Origin of the sequence: Pseudodesulfovibrio karagichevae (genome assembly GCF_041414475.1) — a bacterium.
In the GTDB taxonomy this organism is placed as follows: Bacteria; Desulfobacterota; Desulfovibrionia; order Desulfovibrionales; family Desulfovibrionaceae; genus Pseudodesulfovibrio; species Pseudodesulfovibrio karagichevae.
Window position 1 is genome coordinate 29,448 of the sequence record NZ_JBGLYH010000008.1, and the last position, 14,452, is coordinate 43,899.

The window sequence follows — 14,452 nt, forward strand, 5'->3', positions numbered from 1 at the left end:
CTTTCAACGTGATCTGGAGGAGGATCATATGACAGCGAAAAAATGTATGTTCAGCAGGCGGCGATTCCTGCAAGGGGCCGCCGCCGCGGGCGCGGCGGCCATGTTGCCGTGCTCCCTGCTGGTGCCCGGCAAGGCCGAGGCGGCCGCGTTCAGCGAAGGCGACTTTCAGACCTTCCGCAACGCCTGCCCCCGCAACTGCTACGACACCTGCAGCATCAAGACCTACGTCCGGGACGGGGTTGTCCAGTTCATCGAGGGCGCGCCCGAGTCCACCTTCACGGACGGCGGCCTGTGCGTGAAGGGCTACGCCTACACGCGGCGGCCCTACAGCCCGGACCGGGTCAAGTACCCCATGGTCCAGGACGGCCGCCGGTCCGGCAAGTGGCGGCGCGTGTCCTGGGACGAGGCCCTGGACATGATCGCGAAGAAGATGCTCAAGCTCAAGGAGGAGGACGGCAGCCTGCTCGGCCTGGGCATGACAAAGTATTCCGGAAACTTCGGCATCACCAACTACGGCGTGGAAGGGATGATGTCCTCGCTGGGCTACACCACCCGCTTCGTCGGCACCCCGTGCTGGCCCGCGGGCATCGACGCCCAGAACTACGACATGGGCAACATGTGGTGCAACGACCCCGAGGACATGGTCAAGGCCAGGTACGTCATCGTCTGGGGCGCGAACCCGGCCTGGTGCTCGGTCCACTCCATGAAGTACATCATGGAGGCCAAGCGGCGCGGGGCCAAAGTCGTGGTCGTGGACCCGGTCTTCACCCAGACCGCGGCCAAGGGCGACGTCTACTGGCAGCCCAGGACCGCCTCGGACGGGGCGCTGGCCCTGGGCATGGCCCGGCACATCCTGGACATGGGCCTGGTGGACGATGACTTCGTCCACACCTACGGCCTCGGCTTCGACGAGTTCGCCGACTACCTGCGCAACAACGTGACCGTGGACTGGGCCGCCGAACAGTCCGGCATCCCGGCCAAGGATATCATGGAGGTGGCCGAGGAGTTCGCCACGGCCGACCCGGCGACCATCTGGATCGGCTACGGCATGCAGCGCCACACCAACGGCGGGGCGTCCGTGCGCTCCATCGACGCGCTGGTGGCCATGACCGGCAACATCGGCAAGGAAGGGGGCGGCGCGCGCTACGGCCACCTCCAGACCTGGGGCTTCAACTATCACGCGCTCATCCAGAAGCAGCCCGAGGGGTCCAAGGGATTCGTGGGCGGCGCGGCCAAGGGCGAGTTCGACTTCACCAGCGGCTCGGGCGCCAGCTACACCGACCGCACGGTGAACATCAACAAGACCGCCCAGGCCATCCTGGACACCACGGACCCGGCCATCCGCATGCTCTGGGTCTCCTGCAAGAACCCGTTCGGCCAGGACTTCGACCGGCCCAAGCTGGAGAAGGCCTTCGACAAGCTCGAGATGGTCGTCACCGTGGACCAGTTCTTCAACGAGACCGTGGCCAACTCCGACATCGTCCTGCCGGTGACCACCCTGTTCGAGGAATGGACGGTCAACGTCTCCTATTGGCACTACTGGCTGTCCATCAACGAGCAGGCCATCAAGCCCATGTTCGAGACCAAGTCCAACATCGAGATCGCGGCGGCCCTGTCGAAAAAGATGAACAAATTGTCCCCCGGCTCCTGCACCTTCCCCCAGGACATCGACACCAAGGAGTGGATGGCCAAGGAGTTCAACCAGGGCATCTACGACATGTTCGCCATCAGCGACTGGACTGACCTGCGCAACGGCCCGGCCAAGGCCCGGCTCAAGTCCTCGGCGTCGTGGAGCGACCACAAGTTCGCCACCCCGTCGGGCAAGTACGAGTTCAAGTCCGAGCTGTGCGAAAAGAACGGCCACAAGGCGCTGCCCGAGTTCAAGGCCGGGCGCGAGCGCTACGACAAGTTCCGCCTGCTCACCCCGCACACCAAATTCGGGCTGCACTCCCAGTTCGTCAACCTGGACTGGATGCACGAGTACAACAAGGAACCCTACGTCTACATGCACCCCAAGGCGGCCGCCGAGAAGGGCATCGGGGATCTGGACATGGTCCGCGTGTTCAACAAGGTGGGCGAGCAGAAGGCCCGGGTCAAGCTGACCGACAACGTGGCCGAGGACTGTCTGCTCATGTACGAGGCGTGGTTCGGACGGGGCAACGCCTACAACGTCCAGAACCTGGTGGACGACGAGTCCGCCGACATGGGCGCGTTCAAGGCCGGGGCTCCGGGCGTGGCCATTCACGACCAGTTCGCCAACGTCGAGCGGGCCTAGGAGGACAATGATGAAAAAACAATACGCGTTTCTGGTCGATACCGAGCGGTGCATCGGCTGCTTCACCTGCGCCATGGCCTGCCGCAACTATTACCATCAGGTGGAGGGCGTGGTCTGGCGCCAGGTTTACCCGTTGAGCGAGGATATCTATCCCCATCGTGAGCGGGCCTTCCTGTCGCTGTCCTGCAACCATTGCGAGAACCCGGCCTGCCTGAACGTCTGCCCGGTGGAGGCGTACACCAAGCGGGAGGAGGACGGCGTGGTCGTCCACCATCAGGAGAAGTGCATCGGCTGCGGCAACTGCATCCGCTCCTGCCCCTACGGCGCGCCCAAGTACAACCCGGTGGAGAAGCGGGCCGAGAAGTGCAGCCTGTGCCACGAGCGGCTGGATGCGGGGCTCAACCCCGCCTGCGTGCAGGCCTGTCCCACGGACGCCCTGCAGCTCATCGACCTGGCCAGGCTCGAGCGGACCAACGAGGTCCAGTACCCGGCGGGCTATCCCCGGATGGAGGGACTCAACCCGTCCACCCGGTTCATCCTGCCCAAAACCCCGAAGATGGTCAGGAGGTAGGCATGCAGTCCATGGAACTCCCGCTTGTTTTGTTCACCGTATTCTCCCAGGCGGCCATCGGCGTGACCCTGATGCGCGCGGTGCGCACCACGGCCGACGGGGCCGGGGTCGTCGACAACGACGCCCGCCGCGAATGGGGGCTCATCGCCGGGTTCATGGTGCTCGGCATGTTCGGCTCCCTGTTCCACCTGGGCCACCCCCTGTCCGCGCCCACGGCCCTGAAGCACCTGGGCACGGCCTGGCTCAGCCGCGAGGTCCTGTTCGCCGGGCTGTTCACCGGCGTGACCGTACTGGCCGTGCTGGCGGCCGGGAAGGCGGGTAAGCCCGTCCTGGCCTGGCTCGGCACGCTGCTCGGCCTGGGCGTCATCGTGTCCGCGGGCATGACCTACGCGCCCCCGGCCCTGCCCGCCCTGAACAACGCCCTGCCGTTCACCTTCTTCCTGACCTCGGCCGTGATCCTCGGCGCGGGGTTCGGCAGCTGGTTCGCGGACGGCGAGCGCGCGCCGCTCATGGCCCGCATCTTCACCACGGCCCTGGTGGTCGGCCTGGTCCTGAACCTGGCCGCCCCGTGCGTCTGGCTGTCCGGCGGCACGGTCATGAGCATGACCGGCCGGGCTTGGCTCGGCTCGGGCTTCTACTGGACGCACGTGCTCGTTCTGGTCGCCTGCCTGGGCATGGTCTGGAAGGCGCGGACCATCCCGGCCTGGCTGCCCGTGCTCGCCCTGCTGGGCGAACTGGCCGGGCGCGCCGGGTTCTTCGCCGACACGGTCCATATGGCCGCCAACATGGGCGGATTGTACTAGCCACCTCCATACCGGGCGGGACCGTTTCGCCCCGCCCGTCCCCCTGGCCGTGCGAAGCCTCCTATTCGCCCGGCAAAGAAAAGCCCCGCAGCGACATCACGCTGCGGGGCTTCAAATTGCCGGGCGGCCGGGGATCAGGCCTGGATGTCGTAGCGCTCCATCTTGGCGTACAGGGTGTTGCGCCCGATGCCGAGCGCCTTGGCCGTCTTGCTGATGTTGCCCTCGTGGAAGTCCAGGGCCTCGCGGATGGCGTTGGCCTCGCGCTGCTTGAGCTCGAACCCCTTGTCGCGGGAGCGGGCCGCCGCGCCCAGGGCCCGGCCGCCGGTCCGCTCCAGAAGATAGTGGGGCAGGTGCTCGGGCAGGAGCTGGTCGCCGGACAGGTTGTTGGCCGCGTACTCCAGGCAGTTGATCAGCTCGCGGACGTTGCCGGGCCATTCGTGGGCCGAGAGCAGGTCCCTGGTCTGGGCCGCAATCTCCGGGCAGTCGATGCCGAAGGAGGCGCACAGCCGCTTGAGGTGGTATTCGGCCAGCAGGGAGACGTCGTTGCCGCGCTCGCGCAGGGGCGGGATGGCGATGGTGACCACGTTCAGGCGGTAGTAGAGGTCCTCGCGGAAGAGCCCCTGGTCCACCAGCTGGCGCAGGTTTTTGTTGGTGGCCGCCAGGATCTTCACGTCCACGGGCAGGGGGCTGGTGCCGCCCACCGGGACCACGGCCCGCTCCTCCAGCGCCCGGAGCAGGTTGACCTGCTGGGACATGGGCATCTCGGAGATTTCGTCCAGGAAGAGCACGCCCTTGTCCGCCTTCTGGAACTTGCCCACCCGGCCGCGCTTGACCGCGCCGGTGAAGGCCCCCTCGCGGTAGCCGAACAGCTCGCTCTGGACCAGTTCTTCGGAGAACGCGCCGCAGTTCACGGCCACGAAGGGCTGCTTGGCCCTGGGTCCGGCCTGATGGATGCCCCGGGCGAACAGCTCCTTGCCGGTGCCGGACTCGCCGGTCAGCAGGATGGTGGACGGGGTCCGGGCGGCGTTGGCCGCCTGGCGGATGACCTGGCGCATGGACTGGCTCGCGTGGAGCACGTGCTCGAACCCCTTGACCTCCGCCGGTTCCGCCTGGGGGCGGTTCGATGGGCGGGGCCCTGCCGCGAACTGGCGCGAGTGCTGGGTTTCGCTGACCGTGACGATGGTGTCGAGCCACGCGCCGCTGGCGCTGAAGGTCGGCATGACCCGGATGTACAGGTTCGGGTTGACCAGGCACTTGACGATGACCGGTTCGCACAGGGAGGCGTTCTTGGCCTGGGCCAGGTACGGGCCCATGTCGAAGAGATCCTCGGCCTTGCGCCCGCGCAGGGCGCCGCCGGAGCGGCTGAGCAGCAGCTCGGCGGTGTTGTTGGCGCTGGTGATCCGGCCCGACTTGTTCAGGAAGAGCACGCCGGTCATGACCGAGTTGAACATGGACGAGAACAGGGAGGCCATCTGGCCTTCCAGCTCGGAACAATACAGGCGGCTCAGGTTCTGCTCCAGGGCGCGGGCGGCGTGCAGGACCAGGTCCATGGCCCCGGAGTGGTCGGACCAGGTGGGCCCGGAGATGTCGAAGCAGCCCCAGACGTTGCCGCGCGGGTCCAGGATGGGCGCGGCGGTGCAGTTCCAGCTGTGGTGGGACTCGCAGAAGTGTTCCGAGGCGAAGACCTGCATGGGGCGGCCCGTGGCCAGGGCGGTGCCGATGGCGTTGGTGCCCACGCAGGCCTCGGACCAGTTGGCGCCGGGGCCGAAGTTCAGGCGATCCGCCTCGTGCAGGACGTCCAGGTCGCCGCAGGTGCGGGCCACGCGGGCGTCGGCGTTGGCGATGGTCATGAGCAATCCCTTGCCCTTGATGACCTCGTAGGCCGTGGTCTCGATCTCGCCGCAGATCTTTTCCAGTGTGGTGGTGAACTGTTCCAGCTGGTTCATGGGCAGGAAATCCCAGCAGCTGCGCGGGGCCGGGTCCACGGCCATGTCCTTGCAGCGCTGCCAGGAGGCCAGCAGGGCCGGGTCCACGTTCTCGGCCTTCAGCCGCTTGCCTTCGACGAATTGCTTCCAGCTCGAATAGTTCACCTTGACGTCCCGCTGTTCGCGGACGCGCGATACGGGCAACGCCGCATGCGTGTCGGGCGCGTGCGGATCCCGTCGTATTTCAAAACCATTTCCATCTCTGAGGAGCAAATGCATGCCTTACCTCCGGACTGACACAAGAAATCATTTATGACCGCATGGTGTTTGTCCACCAAGGGTAAAAAACTGTCAAGTGTTCCGTTTTCGAACGTCCCACAGGTACAGAGCGATCGAATAATTATTTGATATCGGTGTGATACAGCGTATCGGACAGTTTGGAGGAGAATGGTTGCCAGTTGTTCGTGCACCGAACACTTGGCCCGTATATAGAGTGTAATATTAAATCATCATCCTGAAATCATTGATCTATGGCGCTTGGCACCGCCGTTGCAATCCCCTCCTGAACGTACGCAAAAAAACCAGGAGGACTTGGTTATGGCTCATGATGTGATTATGCCCAAGTGGGGCCTGACCATGAAGGAAGGTAAGGTCGCACGCTGGCTCAAGGGCGAAGGGGATTCGGTCGAAGCCGGAGAACCCCTGTTCGAAGTCGAGACCGACAAGATCACCAACTCGGTCGAGGCGCCCGCCAGCGGCGTCCTGGCCAAAATCATCGTCCCCGAGGGGGACGTCGCCCCGATTCAGGCCGTTCTGGCCATCATCGCCGCGCCGGGCGAGGCAGTCGACACGTCGGCTCCCGCAGGCGCGGCCCAACCCGCAGCCCAACCCGCCGCCGAAGGAGCCCCCGCGCCCGCTGCGGCTCCGGCCGCCGCCCCCGCCGGGGACGGCGCGTTCGTCCCGGCTATGCCCGCCGCGCGCAAGCTGGCCAAGGAGCTGGGCGTGGACCTCTCTACGGTGGCCGGCACCGGCAAGGACGGCAAGATCACCAGCAAGGACGTCCAGGCCCAGGCCGACTCGGCCTTCGCCGGGATCAACGCCAGCCCCAAGGCCATCGAGTTCGCCCGCAAGCAGGGCGTGGACCTCAGCCAGGTCACGGGCTCGGGCGAGGGCGGCAAGATCACCAAAGCGGACATCCTGCGGGCCATGAACCCGTCCGCCGCGCAGCCCGCCGCCGCGCCCCAGGCCCCCAAGGACACCATTGTGCCCATGGACGGCGTGCGCAAGCTCATCGCCGACAACATGCAGGCCAGCCTGCAGAGCGCGGCCCAGCTGACCGTGTTCGTGGAGCTGGACGTCACGGAGATGGTCAACCTGCGTCAGCAACTGCTCGACCGCAACAAGCGCGACAAGGAGTACCGCCTGTCCTACAACGACATCATCTCCTACGCCGTGTGCCGCGCCCTGAAGCGGCATCCGATCATGAACTCCACCCTGCAGGCCGACGGCATCCATCTGCATCCGCACGTCAATCTCGGCATCGCCGTGTCCCTCGAAAACGGGCTCATCGTGCCCAACGTCAAGGAAGCGGACACCTACGGCCTGGAAGAGCTCAAGACCCAGGTGCGGGACGTGGCCGGACGGGCGCGCAAGGGCGGCCTGAACATGGACGAGATCTCCGGCGGCACCTTCACCATCAGCAACGTGAGCATGCTCGGCATGGACGGCTTCACGCCCATCCTCAATCCGCCGGAAACCGGCATCCTGGGGGTCGGCCGCGTCATCGAGAAGCCCGCCGTGCACAACGGCGAGATCGCCGTGCGCCAGATGATGACCCTGTCCCTGACCTTCAACCATATGACCACGGACGGGGCCCCGGCCATGTCCTTCCTGCGCGAGCTGGGAGACATGCTGGAGAATCCCGGCCTGATGATCGTCTAGGGGCACCCCATGGCGCTGAAACGGTTTGCTATCGAACTCGGCTACGCCGCCGACCTGCACGGCGAGGACATGACCAAGGCCGCCGTCCGTGCGGTCCGCGACGCCGTGTCCCGCATATGCCTGTGCGGCATCGTGGAGATCTGCGGCCGTGACCAATTCCAGGGTGTGCACGTCCACGCGGACGTGGCCGTCCCGAACCCGGACGGCGTGGACCGTGACGCGGTCCTCGCCTGCATTCCCATCGGAGAGAAGACCCTGACCCTGACCTCCGGCGGCATGAGCGTGCCGGGGATCGAGGTCCCCTGCTTCGCTCCGGGCGTGAGCAACATCGTCGTGGCCTGCGCCGCACTGACCGTCTCCATCGAGACGGACTTGGGCGCGGGGACGGACGGATCGGAAAAACAGGCCTGCGGATGCGCCGCCAAGGCCATATAACTTACAGGAGAGAAAGCAATGGCTCTCAGCAAGAAGACATTGATTCACATGTATGAAACCATGAACAGGATCCGCCTGTTCGAGCAGAAACTGCAGGAGTTTTTCGCCGCGGGCGAGATTCCGGGCTTCGTGCACCTCTACCTCGGCGAGGAAGCCGTGGCCACCGGCGCCTGCTCGGTCCTGACCGACGCCGACACCATCACCTCGACCCACCGCGGCCACGGCCACCTGCTGGCCAAGGGCGGCGACCTGAAGCTGATGATGGCCGAGATCTTCGGCCGCTCCACCGGCTACTGCAAGGGCAAGGGCGGCTCCATGCACATCGCGGACTTCGACCTCGGCATCCTCGGCGCCAACGGCATCGTGGGCGGCGGCGGTCCCCTGGCCGTGGGCGCGGCCCTGGCCTCCAAGTACCGGAAGACCAAGGACGTGACCGTCTGCTTCTTCGGCGACGGCGCCTCCAACCAGGGCACCACCCAGGAAGCCCTGAACGCGGCCTCCGCCTGGAAGCTGCCCCTGGTCTTCGTCAACGAGAACAACGGCTACGGCATCTCCTGCCCGCAGTGCAAGTCCATGGCCGTGGTCGACATCGCCGACCGCGCCGCCGCCTATGACATGCCCGGCGTGGTGGTCGACGGGAACGACGTGCTGGCCGTGTACGAGGCCGTCACCGAGGCCGTCAAGCGCGCCCGCAGGGGCGAGGGCCCCTCGCTCATCGAGTGCAAGACCTACCGCTGGCGCGGCCACTTCGAGGGCGACGCCTGCACCTACCGCTGCGTGGAGGAACTGGAAGAGTGGATGGCCAAGGATCCGATTCCCCGTTTCGAGGCCAAGCTGCTGGAAAGCAAGACCCTGACCCAGGCGGAAGTGGACAAGATCAAGGCGAGCATCGCCAAGGACATCGACGAGGCCGTGGCCTTCGCCAAGGAAAGCCCGATGCCCAAGACCAGCGCGCTCATGGACGACGTTTACGCCTAAACGGCGGTTCACCTTTCACGAATCCATTATAAATCCAACGGAGAATACAATGTCCGAAAAAACATATCTTCAGGCGCTCAATGAGGCTTTGAGGCTCGAAATGGAGCGGGATGAGAACGTCTTCATTCTCGGCGAGGACGTGGGGCAGTTCGGTGGTTGCTTCGGCGTGACCCAGGGACTGTTCGATCAGTTCGGCGAGTCGCGGGTCATGGACACCCCCATCACCGAGAGCACCATCGTCGGCGCGGCCGCCGGCGCCGCCGCCGCCGGGCTGCGTCCCGTGGCGGAGCTGATGTTCGTCGACTTCATCGGCGTGGCCATGGACCAGCTGTTCAACCAGGCCGCCAAGATGCGCTTCATGTTCGGCGGCAAGGCCACCGTGCCCATGACCCTGCGCATGCCCCAGGGCGCGGGCATCGGCGCGGCCGCACAGCACTCCCAGTCCCTGGAGTCCTGGTTCATGAACATCCCCGGCCTCAAGGTGGTCATCCCGTCCACCCCCTATGACGCCAAGGGGCTGCTCATCAGCGCCATCCGCGACGAGAACCCGGTGGTCTTCCTGGAGCACAAGCTGCTCTACGGCGTGTCCGGCGAGGTCCCGGACGAGAGCTACACCATCGAGCTCGGCAAGGGCGAGGTCAAGCGCGAGGGCACGGACGTGACCATCGTGGCCACCTCCCTGATGGTCCACTCGGCCCTGGAAGCGGCCGAACGCCTCAAGGCCGACGGCATCGACGCCGAGGTCGTGGACCCGCGCTGCCTGCAGCCGCTGGACAAGGACATCATCCTGGATTCCGTCAAGAAGACCCACGCCCTGGTCGTGGCCCACGAGGCCGTGCAGTTCGCCGGTCCCGGCGCGGAGATCGCGGCCATGGTCGCCGAAGAGGCGCTTGACTACCTCGATGCGCCCATCAGGCGGGTCGGCGCGCCGTTCTGCCCGGTGCCGTTCTCCCCGCCGCTGGAGCAGTTCTACATCCCGAGCGCGGACAACATCGTCGAAGCCGTCAAGAGTCTTCGCTAATCCCACACCCTGGCGGGAGGGCGGCCTCGGCCGTTCTCCCGCCCCATTCATGAGGGCGCCCCATTGAGCATCGCAGCCATACTGGCCAATCCCGCCTCCGGAAAGGACATCCGCCGTCTGGTGGCCCACGGGTCCGTGTTCGACAACCAGGAAAAAGTGCGCATGGTCCGCCGCCTCATCCTCGGCCTGGAGAAGGCCGGAGTGACCAAGATCCTGTACATGCCGGACGGCTACGCCATCGTGCCCAGGGCGCTGAACGCCATTTCTCCTTCCATCCCCGTGGAGGCGGTGGAAATGCCCATCCGCAACAACCAGACCGACACCACCACAGCGGCGGGCATCATGGAAACCCTCGGCGCGCAGTGCCTCGTCATCCTCGGCGGCGACGGCACGAGCCGTGCGGCCTGCAAAGGTTCGGTAGCCATCCCGGTTCTGCCGCTCTCCACGGGGACCAACAACGTCTTCCCCATCATGGGGGAGGCCACCGTGGCAGGGTTGGCCGCAGGCCTCGTGGCCAGCGGCCGCCTGCCCCGGAAAGCTTGTTGCTACCGGTCCTGCATGTTCGATATCCTGATCAACAACGAGGTCGTGGACATGGCCCTGGTGGACGCGGCGGTGTACGACGACGTCTTCCTCGGCTCCAAGGCCGTCTGGCACATGGAGAAGGTCCCCCAGCTGTTCATGACCCGGTGCAGCGCCAGCGCCATCGGGCTGTCGGCCATCGGCGGCCAGCTGCGCTCCATCCGTCCGGAGGAGCCGCTCGGCCTGGCCCTGCGGCTGGGCGAGGGGTCGCCGGTCGTCGTGTCGGCGGCCATCGCGCCGGGCATGTTCGCCGACGTGCCCATCTGCGGCATTTCGGAGATGGCTCCGGGACAGATTTTCAACATCGAGACGAGCCCCGGCCTGATCGCCCTGGACGGCGAGCGCGAGGTGGAGATCCCGTCCGGGTCCCACGCCTCCATCCGCCTGAACACCGAAGGGCCGCTGGTCATCGACGTGGACAAGACCATGGCGCTGGCCAGGACCGAGGGGTTGTTTCGCCAACCGTCATAACAGAGAGGAACAATCATGAGCGACGTACTGAAGGCCGCATTCATCTTCGTGGCGCCCAACGCCGATCCGGCGCGCAACCGCAACTGGGTCAAGACCGAGGCGGTGGAACTGCTGGCCGTGGCCGTGAAGGACTACGACCAGGCCGAGGCCCTGGCCAGGGACCTGGTCGAAAAGGACGGCATCAAGGCCATCGAGCTGTGCGGCGGATTCGGCGCGGCCGGAACGGCGCGCATCGCTGCGGCGGTCGACGTCCCGGTGGGCGTGGTCCGGTTCGACGTCCATCCCGGACTGGGCAACGTCAGCGGCGACACCCTGTTCGGCTAGCCGAAAGAAAAAGAATCCCTCTCCGCGCCGAAGGCGCAGAAAAGGGATGGAAGGGTGCGAACCCTTCCCCGCCAGAGGCGAAATCACCTGACAAACGCCGCGAAGCGGCTTTCATGATCTGATTTCTCCCCGGCAAGGGGCTTGGGCCTAGCTCCCGGCGAGCACGTGCTGTTTGGTCACGAAGCAGGTGAACGTGCCGCTGAAGACCACGTCCTCTCCGCAGGAGACTTCCACCTTGACCAGGTGCTTGCGCTCCTGCGGGGTCTCGTCCTGCGCCCTGGCCACGAGCACGTCGCCCACGCGGGACGGCTTGAGGAAGCGGGTCTCGGCCGCGCCCAGGACCACGTTGGGATGGTTCACGGAGAGCATGGCCGCGTAATCGGCCAGCCCGAAGATGAAGCCGCCGTGCACCAGTCCGCTGGCGTCGGCGGCCATGTTGGCCGTGCACGTCAGCCGCACGGTGCTGGTTCCTTCCGTTACCTCGACCGGTTCCCCGCACAGGGTCTGGTCGATGCTTTCATGCGTCTTGATTTCCATACATGCCTCGATGGGGAGCGGGCGGTTCGCCCGCCGCTTGGCCCGCGGCGGGACATCGGGACCCGGGGAAGGTACGCATTGACCCCGGGCCCCGACACAATGCCGCCGACCGTTTTAGTCGAAGAGGTCTTCCAGTTCCTCGAAGACGTAATGCATCTGCATGATCTTCGGGGAGCCGCCCATGGCGGTGGCCAGCAGGGCGGCCTGCATGATTTCTTCCTTGGAGGCGCCAAGGCTGGCTGCGGACTGGACATGCAGGGAGATGCACATATCGCACTGGGACATCAGCGAACAGGCGACGTGGATCAGTTCCTGCGTCTTGTGGTCCAGGGGACCAACCTGGCTGATTTCCTTGGTGAAGGCAAGGTAATTGGGGAAGACGTTACCAGCGCGCTGGGTCATTTTTGCCAAGGTCATTGAAGCTTTTTCGGCTGCATCCATGAGAATTTCTCCTGGGTTTTAAAGTTGAGATGCACGGATACAGCAAGGAGCATGCCCTAGCGATTTTCGCTATGAAAATCAGGCTATTCGTCCAGATAATGGATTGCGGGGATGGGAAAAGGGGGCCGGAGCCTGTCCCGGAGGTGAACATTGATCGGATTTCGAACAAGTCCTCCGGGACATGGGGGGAGGTGTCAGAACAGGCAGTTCAGGAGCACGGGCAGGGTGACGTCGTGCAGGTATTCGTCGAGTTCGACGTCGGCCAGGCGGGCCTCAAGTTCGCCGCGCTCGTGGCGGCTGCCGATCAGGCGCTCCTCGAGGCTGTCCACGTCGCGCACGCCGAAGTAGTCGCCGAACAGCCTCGCCTTGAGGATGCGGCCCTTCTTGACGTACAGGTTCACGTCCAGCAGGCCGCCCTCGGTGCGGGTGCGCTTTTCGAAGTTGTAGGCCGGGGAGGAGCCGAAGTTCCAGTCCCAGGTGCGGTATCGCCGGTCGGCCAGCTCCTCGATGATCGCGGCCTCCGCGCCGGTCAGGGCCATGTCCTCGGGCGACGCCCCGCCGGACACGAAGTCCATGAGTGCCTTGATGAACTCCGTGACCTCCATGGGGGCCTTCAGGTGGCTCGAGATGTTGGTCACCCGCGAGCGCACGCTCTTGACCGCCTTGTCGCGGTACTTTTCCGGGTCCACGCGCAGGGCCCCGCTCAGGTCGGCCATGTCCGAGGCGAAGAGCAGGGTGCCGTGGTGGAGGATGCGCCCCGCGTGGAAGTGCTGGGCATTGCCCGAGAACTTCCTGCCGTCGATGAGCAGGTCGTTGCGCCCGCTGAAGACGCACTCCACGCCCATGGAGCGCAGGGCCTGCTGGATGGGCACGGTGAAGCGCTCGAAGTCCAGCCCTTCCGAGGGGTTGCCGTTGTTGATGAAGGTGAAGTTGATGTTCCCGAGGTCGTGGAACACGGCCCCGCCGCCGCTCAGCCTGCGGACCACCGGGATGCCGCGTTCGCGGGTGAAGGCCTCGTCGACCTCGGCCAGGGTGTTCTGGTTCCGCCCGACGATGACCGCCGGGCGGTTGCGCCAGAGCATGAAGATTTCGTCGCCGGATTGGGTCAGCAGCCACTCCTCGGCGGCCAGGTTGAACGCCGGGTCGGTGGAGGGGTTGTATATGTATCGCATGGGTGCTCCTTTCCGCGAGTGATGCAAAAGGCGGGCCTCGAGGCCAAGGCCGCCTATACCCGCCGTTGGGCCGCCCGGCAAGGGGGTGCCGCGCGGGTGGCCTTGCCCCGGCAATGCGGGTATGACCTTTGCACCGTGTGCGGGAAAGGAGGGATCACGTGACCGATTGTATCGATATCGACCTGGTGGCCAATGCGGGCGTCCTGGTCCGGGGCGGGGGCCTGGGGCTGCTCGTGGACGGCATGCACGACCAGGACGGGCACCCGTTCAGCCGGGTGGGGGCGGAAGATATGGCCCGCATGGCCCGGCCCGAGGGGTTGTTCGAGCGGCTCGACTACCTGCTCTTCACCCATGAGCACCCGGACCATTTCACCCCGGACCTGGTCGTGGAGCATCTGGAGCGCAGGCCGGTCAAGGGCGTGTTCCTGCCCGCCCCGGCCAAGGACCCGGCGGGCCGCGACCGGCTCGTCCGCGCCCTCGATGCGCGGGGTGTTCCGCACTGGACCATGGGGCCCGAACCGGGGCGCACGCGCACGGTCTCGCCCGAGCCCGGCCTGTCGGTCACGGCCATCGGCACGGTCCACATGGGCAAGCAGTTCAGGGACGTGCGCAACGACTGCCTGCTCATCTCGCTCATGGGCATGAACCTGCTCTTCACCGGCGACGCGGACCACGTGCCGGAATATTACGAGCAAGCCTTGAAGGGCGTGGACCTGGACGCGGCCTTCGTCAACCCGATCTTCTACCACAATCCGAGCGGGCAGGGGATCATCGACGACATCTTCCGCCCGCTGGAGGTGGTCATCTACCACATGCCGTCTTCGGACAGGGACCCGTTCCATCTGGCCTTCACAGTCAAGCGTTCCCTGGAGCGCTACGCCCGCCCGGACATGCCGGTCCACGTGCTCGACGCGGCCGACCCCCACGTGACCCTCTGCCCGGCCACGTTGTAGCATGGCGAATCGGGATCGCATTG

The 14,452-nt window shown here is 65.7% G+C and carries 14 protein-coding genes; 10 read left to right on the plus strand and 4 right to left on the minus strand.

The window, feature by feature from the left end; genetic code table 11:
* Nucleotides 1-28: 28 nt before the first annotated feature.
* Genes AB6M95_RS04645 through AB6M95_RS04655 form a run of 3 tightly spaced genes read left to right on the plus strand, consistent with a single transcriptional unit; the run spans nt 29 to nt 3,649 of the window.
* A complete protein-coding gene (locus AB6M95_RS04645; protein ID WP_371385569.1) occupies nt 29-2,275 on the plus strand; it encodes a molybdopterin-dependent oxidoreductase in 2,247 nt (748 codons plus the stop codon).
* Between the two features lie 10 nt (nt 2,276-2,285).
* Nucleotides 2,286-2,846, plus strand: coding sequence for a 4Fe-4S dicluster domain-containing protein (locus AB6M95_RS04650; RefSeq protein ID WP_371385570.1), 561 nt, complete (start codon nt 2,286-2,288; stop codon nt 2,844-2,846).
* 2 nt (nt 2,847-2,848) lie between these two features.
* Nucleotides 2,849-3,649 (plus strand): dimethyl sulfoxide reductase anchor subunit family protein, encoded by an 801-nt coding sequence (locus AB6M95_RS04655; protein ID WP_371385571.1) that lies wholly within the window; start codon nt 2,849-2,851, stop codon nt 3,647-3,649.
* 134 nt (nt 3,650-3,783) lie between these two features.
* Here the strand turns inward: AB6M95_RS04655 and AB6M95_RS04660 are convergent, their stop codons facing one another.
* Entirely contained in the window at nt 3,784-5,778 is a 1,995-nt protein-coding gene (locus AB6M95_RS04660; protein WP_371385572.1) for a sigma-54-dependent Fis family transcriptional regulator, read from the minus strand.
* 393 nt (nt 5,779-6,171) lie between these two features.
* On the opposite strand from AB6M95_RS04660, the gene AB6M95_RS04665 reads away from it, so the two are divergent.
* The 6 genes from AB6M95_RS04665 to AB6M95_RS04690 all read left to right on the plus strand — a co-directional run bounded on the left by AB6M95_RS04665 (nt 6,172) and on the right by AB6M95_RS04690 (nt 11,326).
* Nucleotides 6,172-7,515 (plus strand): dihydrolipoamide acetyltransferase family protein, encoded by a 1,344-nt coding sequence (locus AB6M95_RS04665; protein ID WP_371385573.1) that lies wholly within the window; start codon nt 6,172-6,174, stop codon nt 7,513-7,515.
* A gap of 9 nt (nt 7,516-7,524) precedes the next feature.
* On the plus strand, nt 7,525-7,950 hold the full coding sequence (locus tag AB6M95_RS04670; protein ID WP_371385574.1) for a Lin0512 family protein: 426 nt from the start codon (nt 7,525-7,527) through the stop codon (nt 7,948-7,950).
* An 18-nt stretch (nt 7,951-7,968) separates the two neighbouring features.
* Entirely contained in the window at nt 7,969-8,928 is a 960-nt protein-coding gene (locus AB6M95_RS04675) for a thiamine pyrophosphate-dependent dehydrogenase E1 component subunit alpha (RefSeq protein WP_371385575.1), read from the plus strand.
* Nucleotides 8,929-8,977: 49 nt separating this feature from the next.
* Nucleotides 8,978-9,949: an alpha-ketoacid dehydrogenase subunit beta gene (locus AB6M95_RS04680; RefSeq protein WP_371385576.1), complete on the plus strand. Its 972-nt coding sequence runs from the start codon at nt 8,978-8,980 to the stop codon at nt 9,947-9,949.
* A 63-nt stretch (nt 9,950-10,012) separates the two neighbouring features.
* The gene (locus tag AB6M95_RS04685; protein ID WP_371385577.1) at nt 10,013-11,002 is read left to right on the plus strand and encodes an NAD(+)/NADH kinase; all 990 of its coding nucleotides are present in this window, start codon (nt 10,013-10,015) and stop codon (nt 11,000-11,002) included.
* A gap of 15 nt (nt 11,003-11,017) precedes the next feature.
* Complete coding sequence (locus AB6M95_RS04690) at nt 11,018-11,326, plus strand: DUF6506 family protein (RefSeq protein ID WP_371385578.1); 309 nt, start codon at nt 11,018-11,020, stop codon at nt 11,324-11,326.
* A 147-nt stretch (nt 11,327-11,473) separates the two neighbouring features.
* Here the strand turns inward: AB6M95_RS04690 and AB6M95_RS04695 are convergent, their stop codons facing one another.
* The 3 genes from AB6M95_RS04695 to lplA form a co-directional block, all read right to left on the minus strand.
* On the minus strand, nt 11,474-11,863 hold the full coding sequence (locus AB6M95_RS04695) for a PaaI family thioesterase (RefSeq protein WP_371385579.1): 390 nt from the start codon (nt 11,861-11,863) through the stop codon (nt 11,474-11,476).
* Between the two features lie 114 nt (nt 11,864-11,977).
* Entirely contained in the window at nt 11,978-12,280 is a 303-nt protein-coding gene (locus AB6M95_RS04700) for a carboxymuconolactone decarboxylase family protein (RefSeq protein ID WP_371385580.1), read from the minus strand.
* Between the two features lie 218 nt (nt 12,281-12,498).
* Nucleotides 12,499-13,476 carry a lipoate--protein ligase gene (gene lplA / locus AB6M95_RS04705; RefSeq protein WP_371385581.1) on the minus strand — a complete coding sequence of 326 codons (978 nt, stop codon included), beginning with the start codon at nt 13,474-13,476 and terminating at the stop codon, nt 12,499-12,501.
* A gap of 158 nt (nt 13,477-13,634) precedes the next feature.
* On the opposite strand from lplA, the gene AB6M95_RS04710 reads away from it, so the two are divergent.
* Nucleotides 13,635-14,429 carry an MBL fold metallo-hydrolase gene (locus AB6M95_RS04710; RefSeq protein ID WP_371385582.1) on the plus strand — a complete coding sequence of 265 codons (795 nt, stop codon included), beginning with the start codon at nt 13,635-13,637 and terminating at the stop codon, nt 14,427-14,429.
* The last annotated feature ends 23 nt before the right edge of the window (nt 14,430-14,452 follow it).

Coding starts and splice junctions, on each gene's coding strand:
- AB6M95_RS04655 (WP_371385571.1), top strand. CDS start 2,849: ATGCAGTCCATGGAACTCCCGCTTGTTTTGTTCACCGTATTCTCCCAG.
- AB6M95_RS04670 (WP_371385574.1), top strand. CDS start 7,525: ATGGCGCTGAAACGGTTTGCTATCGAACTCGGCTACGCCGCCGACCTG.
- AB6M95_RS04700 (WP_371385580.1), bottom strand. CDS start 12,280: ATGACCTTGGCAAAAATGACCCAGCGCGCTGGTAACGTCTTCCCCAAT.
- AB6M95_RS04675 (WP_371385575.1), top strand. CDS start 7,969: ATGGCTCTCAGCAAGAAGACATTGATTCACATGTATGAAACCATGAAC.
- AB6M95_RS04695 (WP_371385579.1), bottom strand. CDS start 11,863: ATGGAAATCAAGACGCATGAAAGCATCGACCAGACCCTGTGCGGGGAA.
- AB6M95_RS04665 (WP_371385573.1), top strand. CDS start 6,172: ATGGCTCATGATGTGATTATGCCCAAGTGGGGCCTGACCATGAAGGAA.
- AB6M95_RS04645 (WP_371385569.1), top strand. CDS start 29: ATGACAGCGAAAAAATGTATGTTCAGCAGGCGGCGATTCCTGCAAGGG.
- AB6M95_RS04680 (WP_371385576.1), top strand. CDS start 8,978: ATGTCCGAAAAAACATATCTTCAGGCGCTCAATGAGGCTTTGAGGCTC.
- AB6M95_RS04650 (WP_371385570.1), top strand. CDS start 2,286: ATGAAAAAACAATACGCGTTTCTGGTCGATACCGAGCGGTGCATCGGC.
- AB6M95_RS04690 (WP_371385578.1), top strand. CDS start 11,018: ATGAGCGACGTACTGAAGGCCGCATTCATCTTCGTGGCGCCCAACGCC.
- lplA (WP_371385581.1), bottom strand. CDS start 13,476: ATGCGATACATATACAACCCCTCCACCGACCCGGCGTTCAACCTGGCC.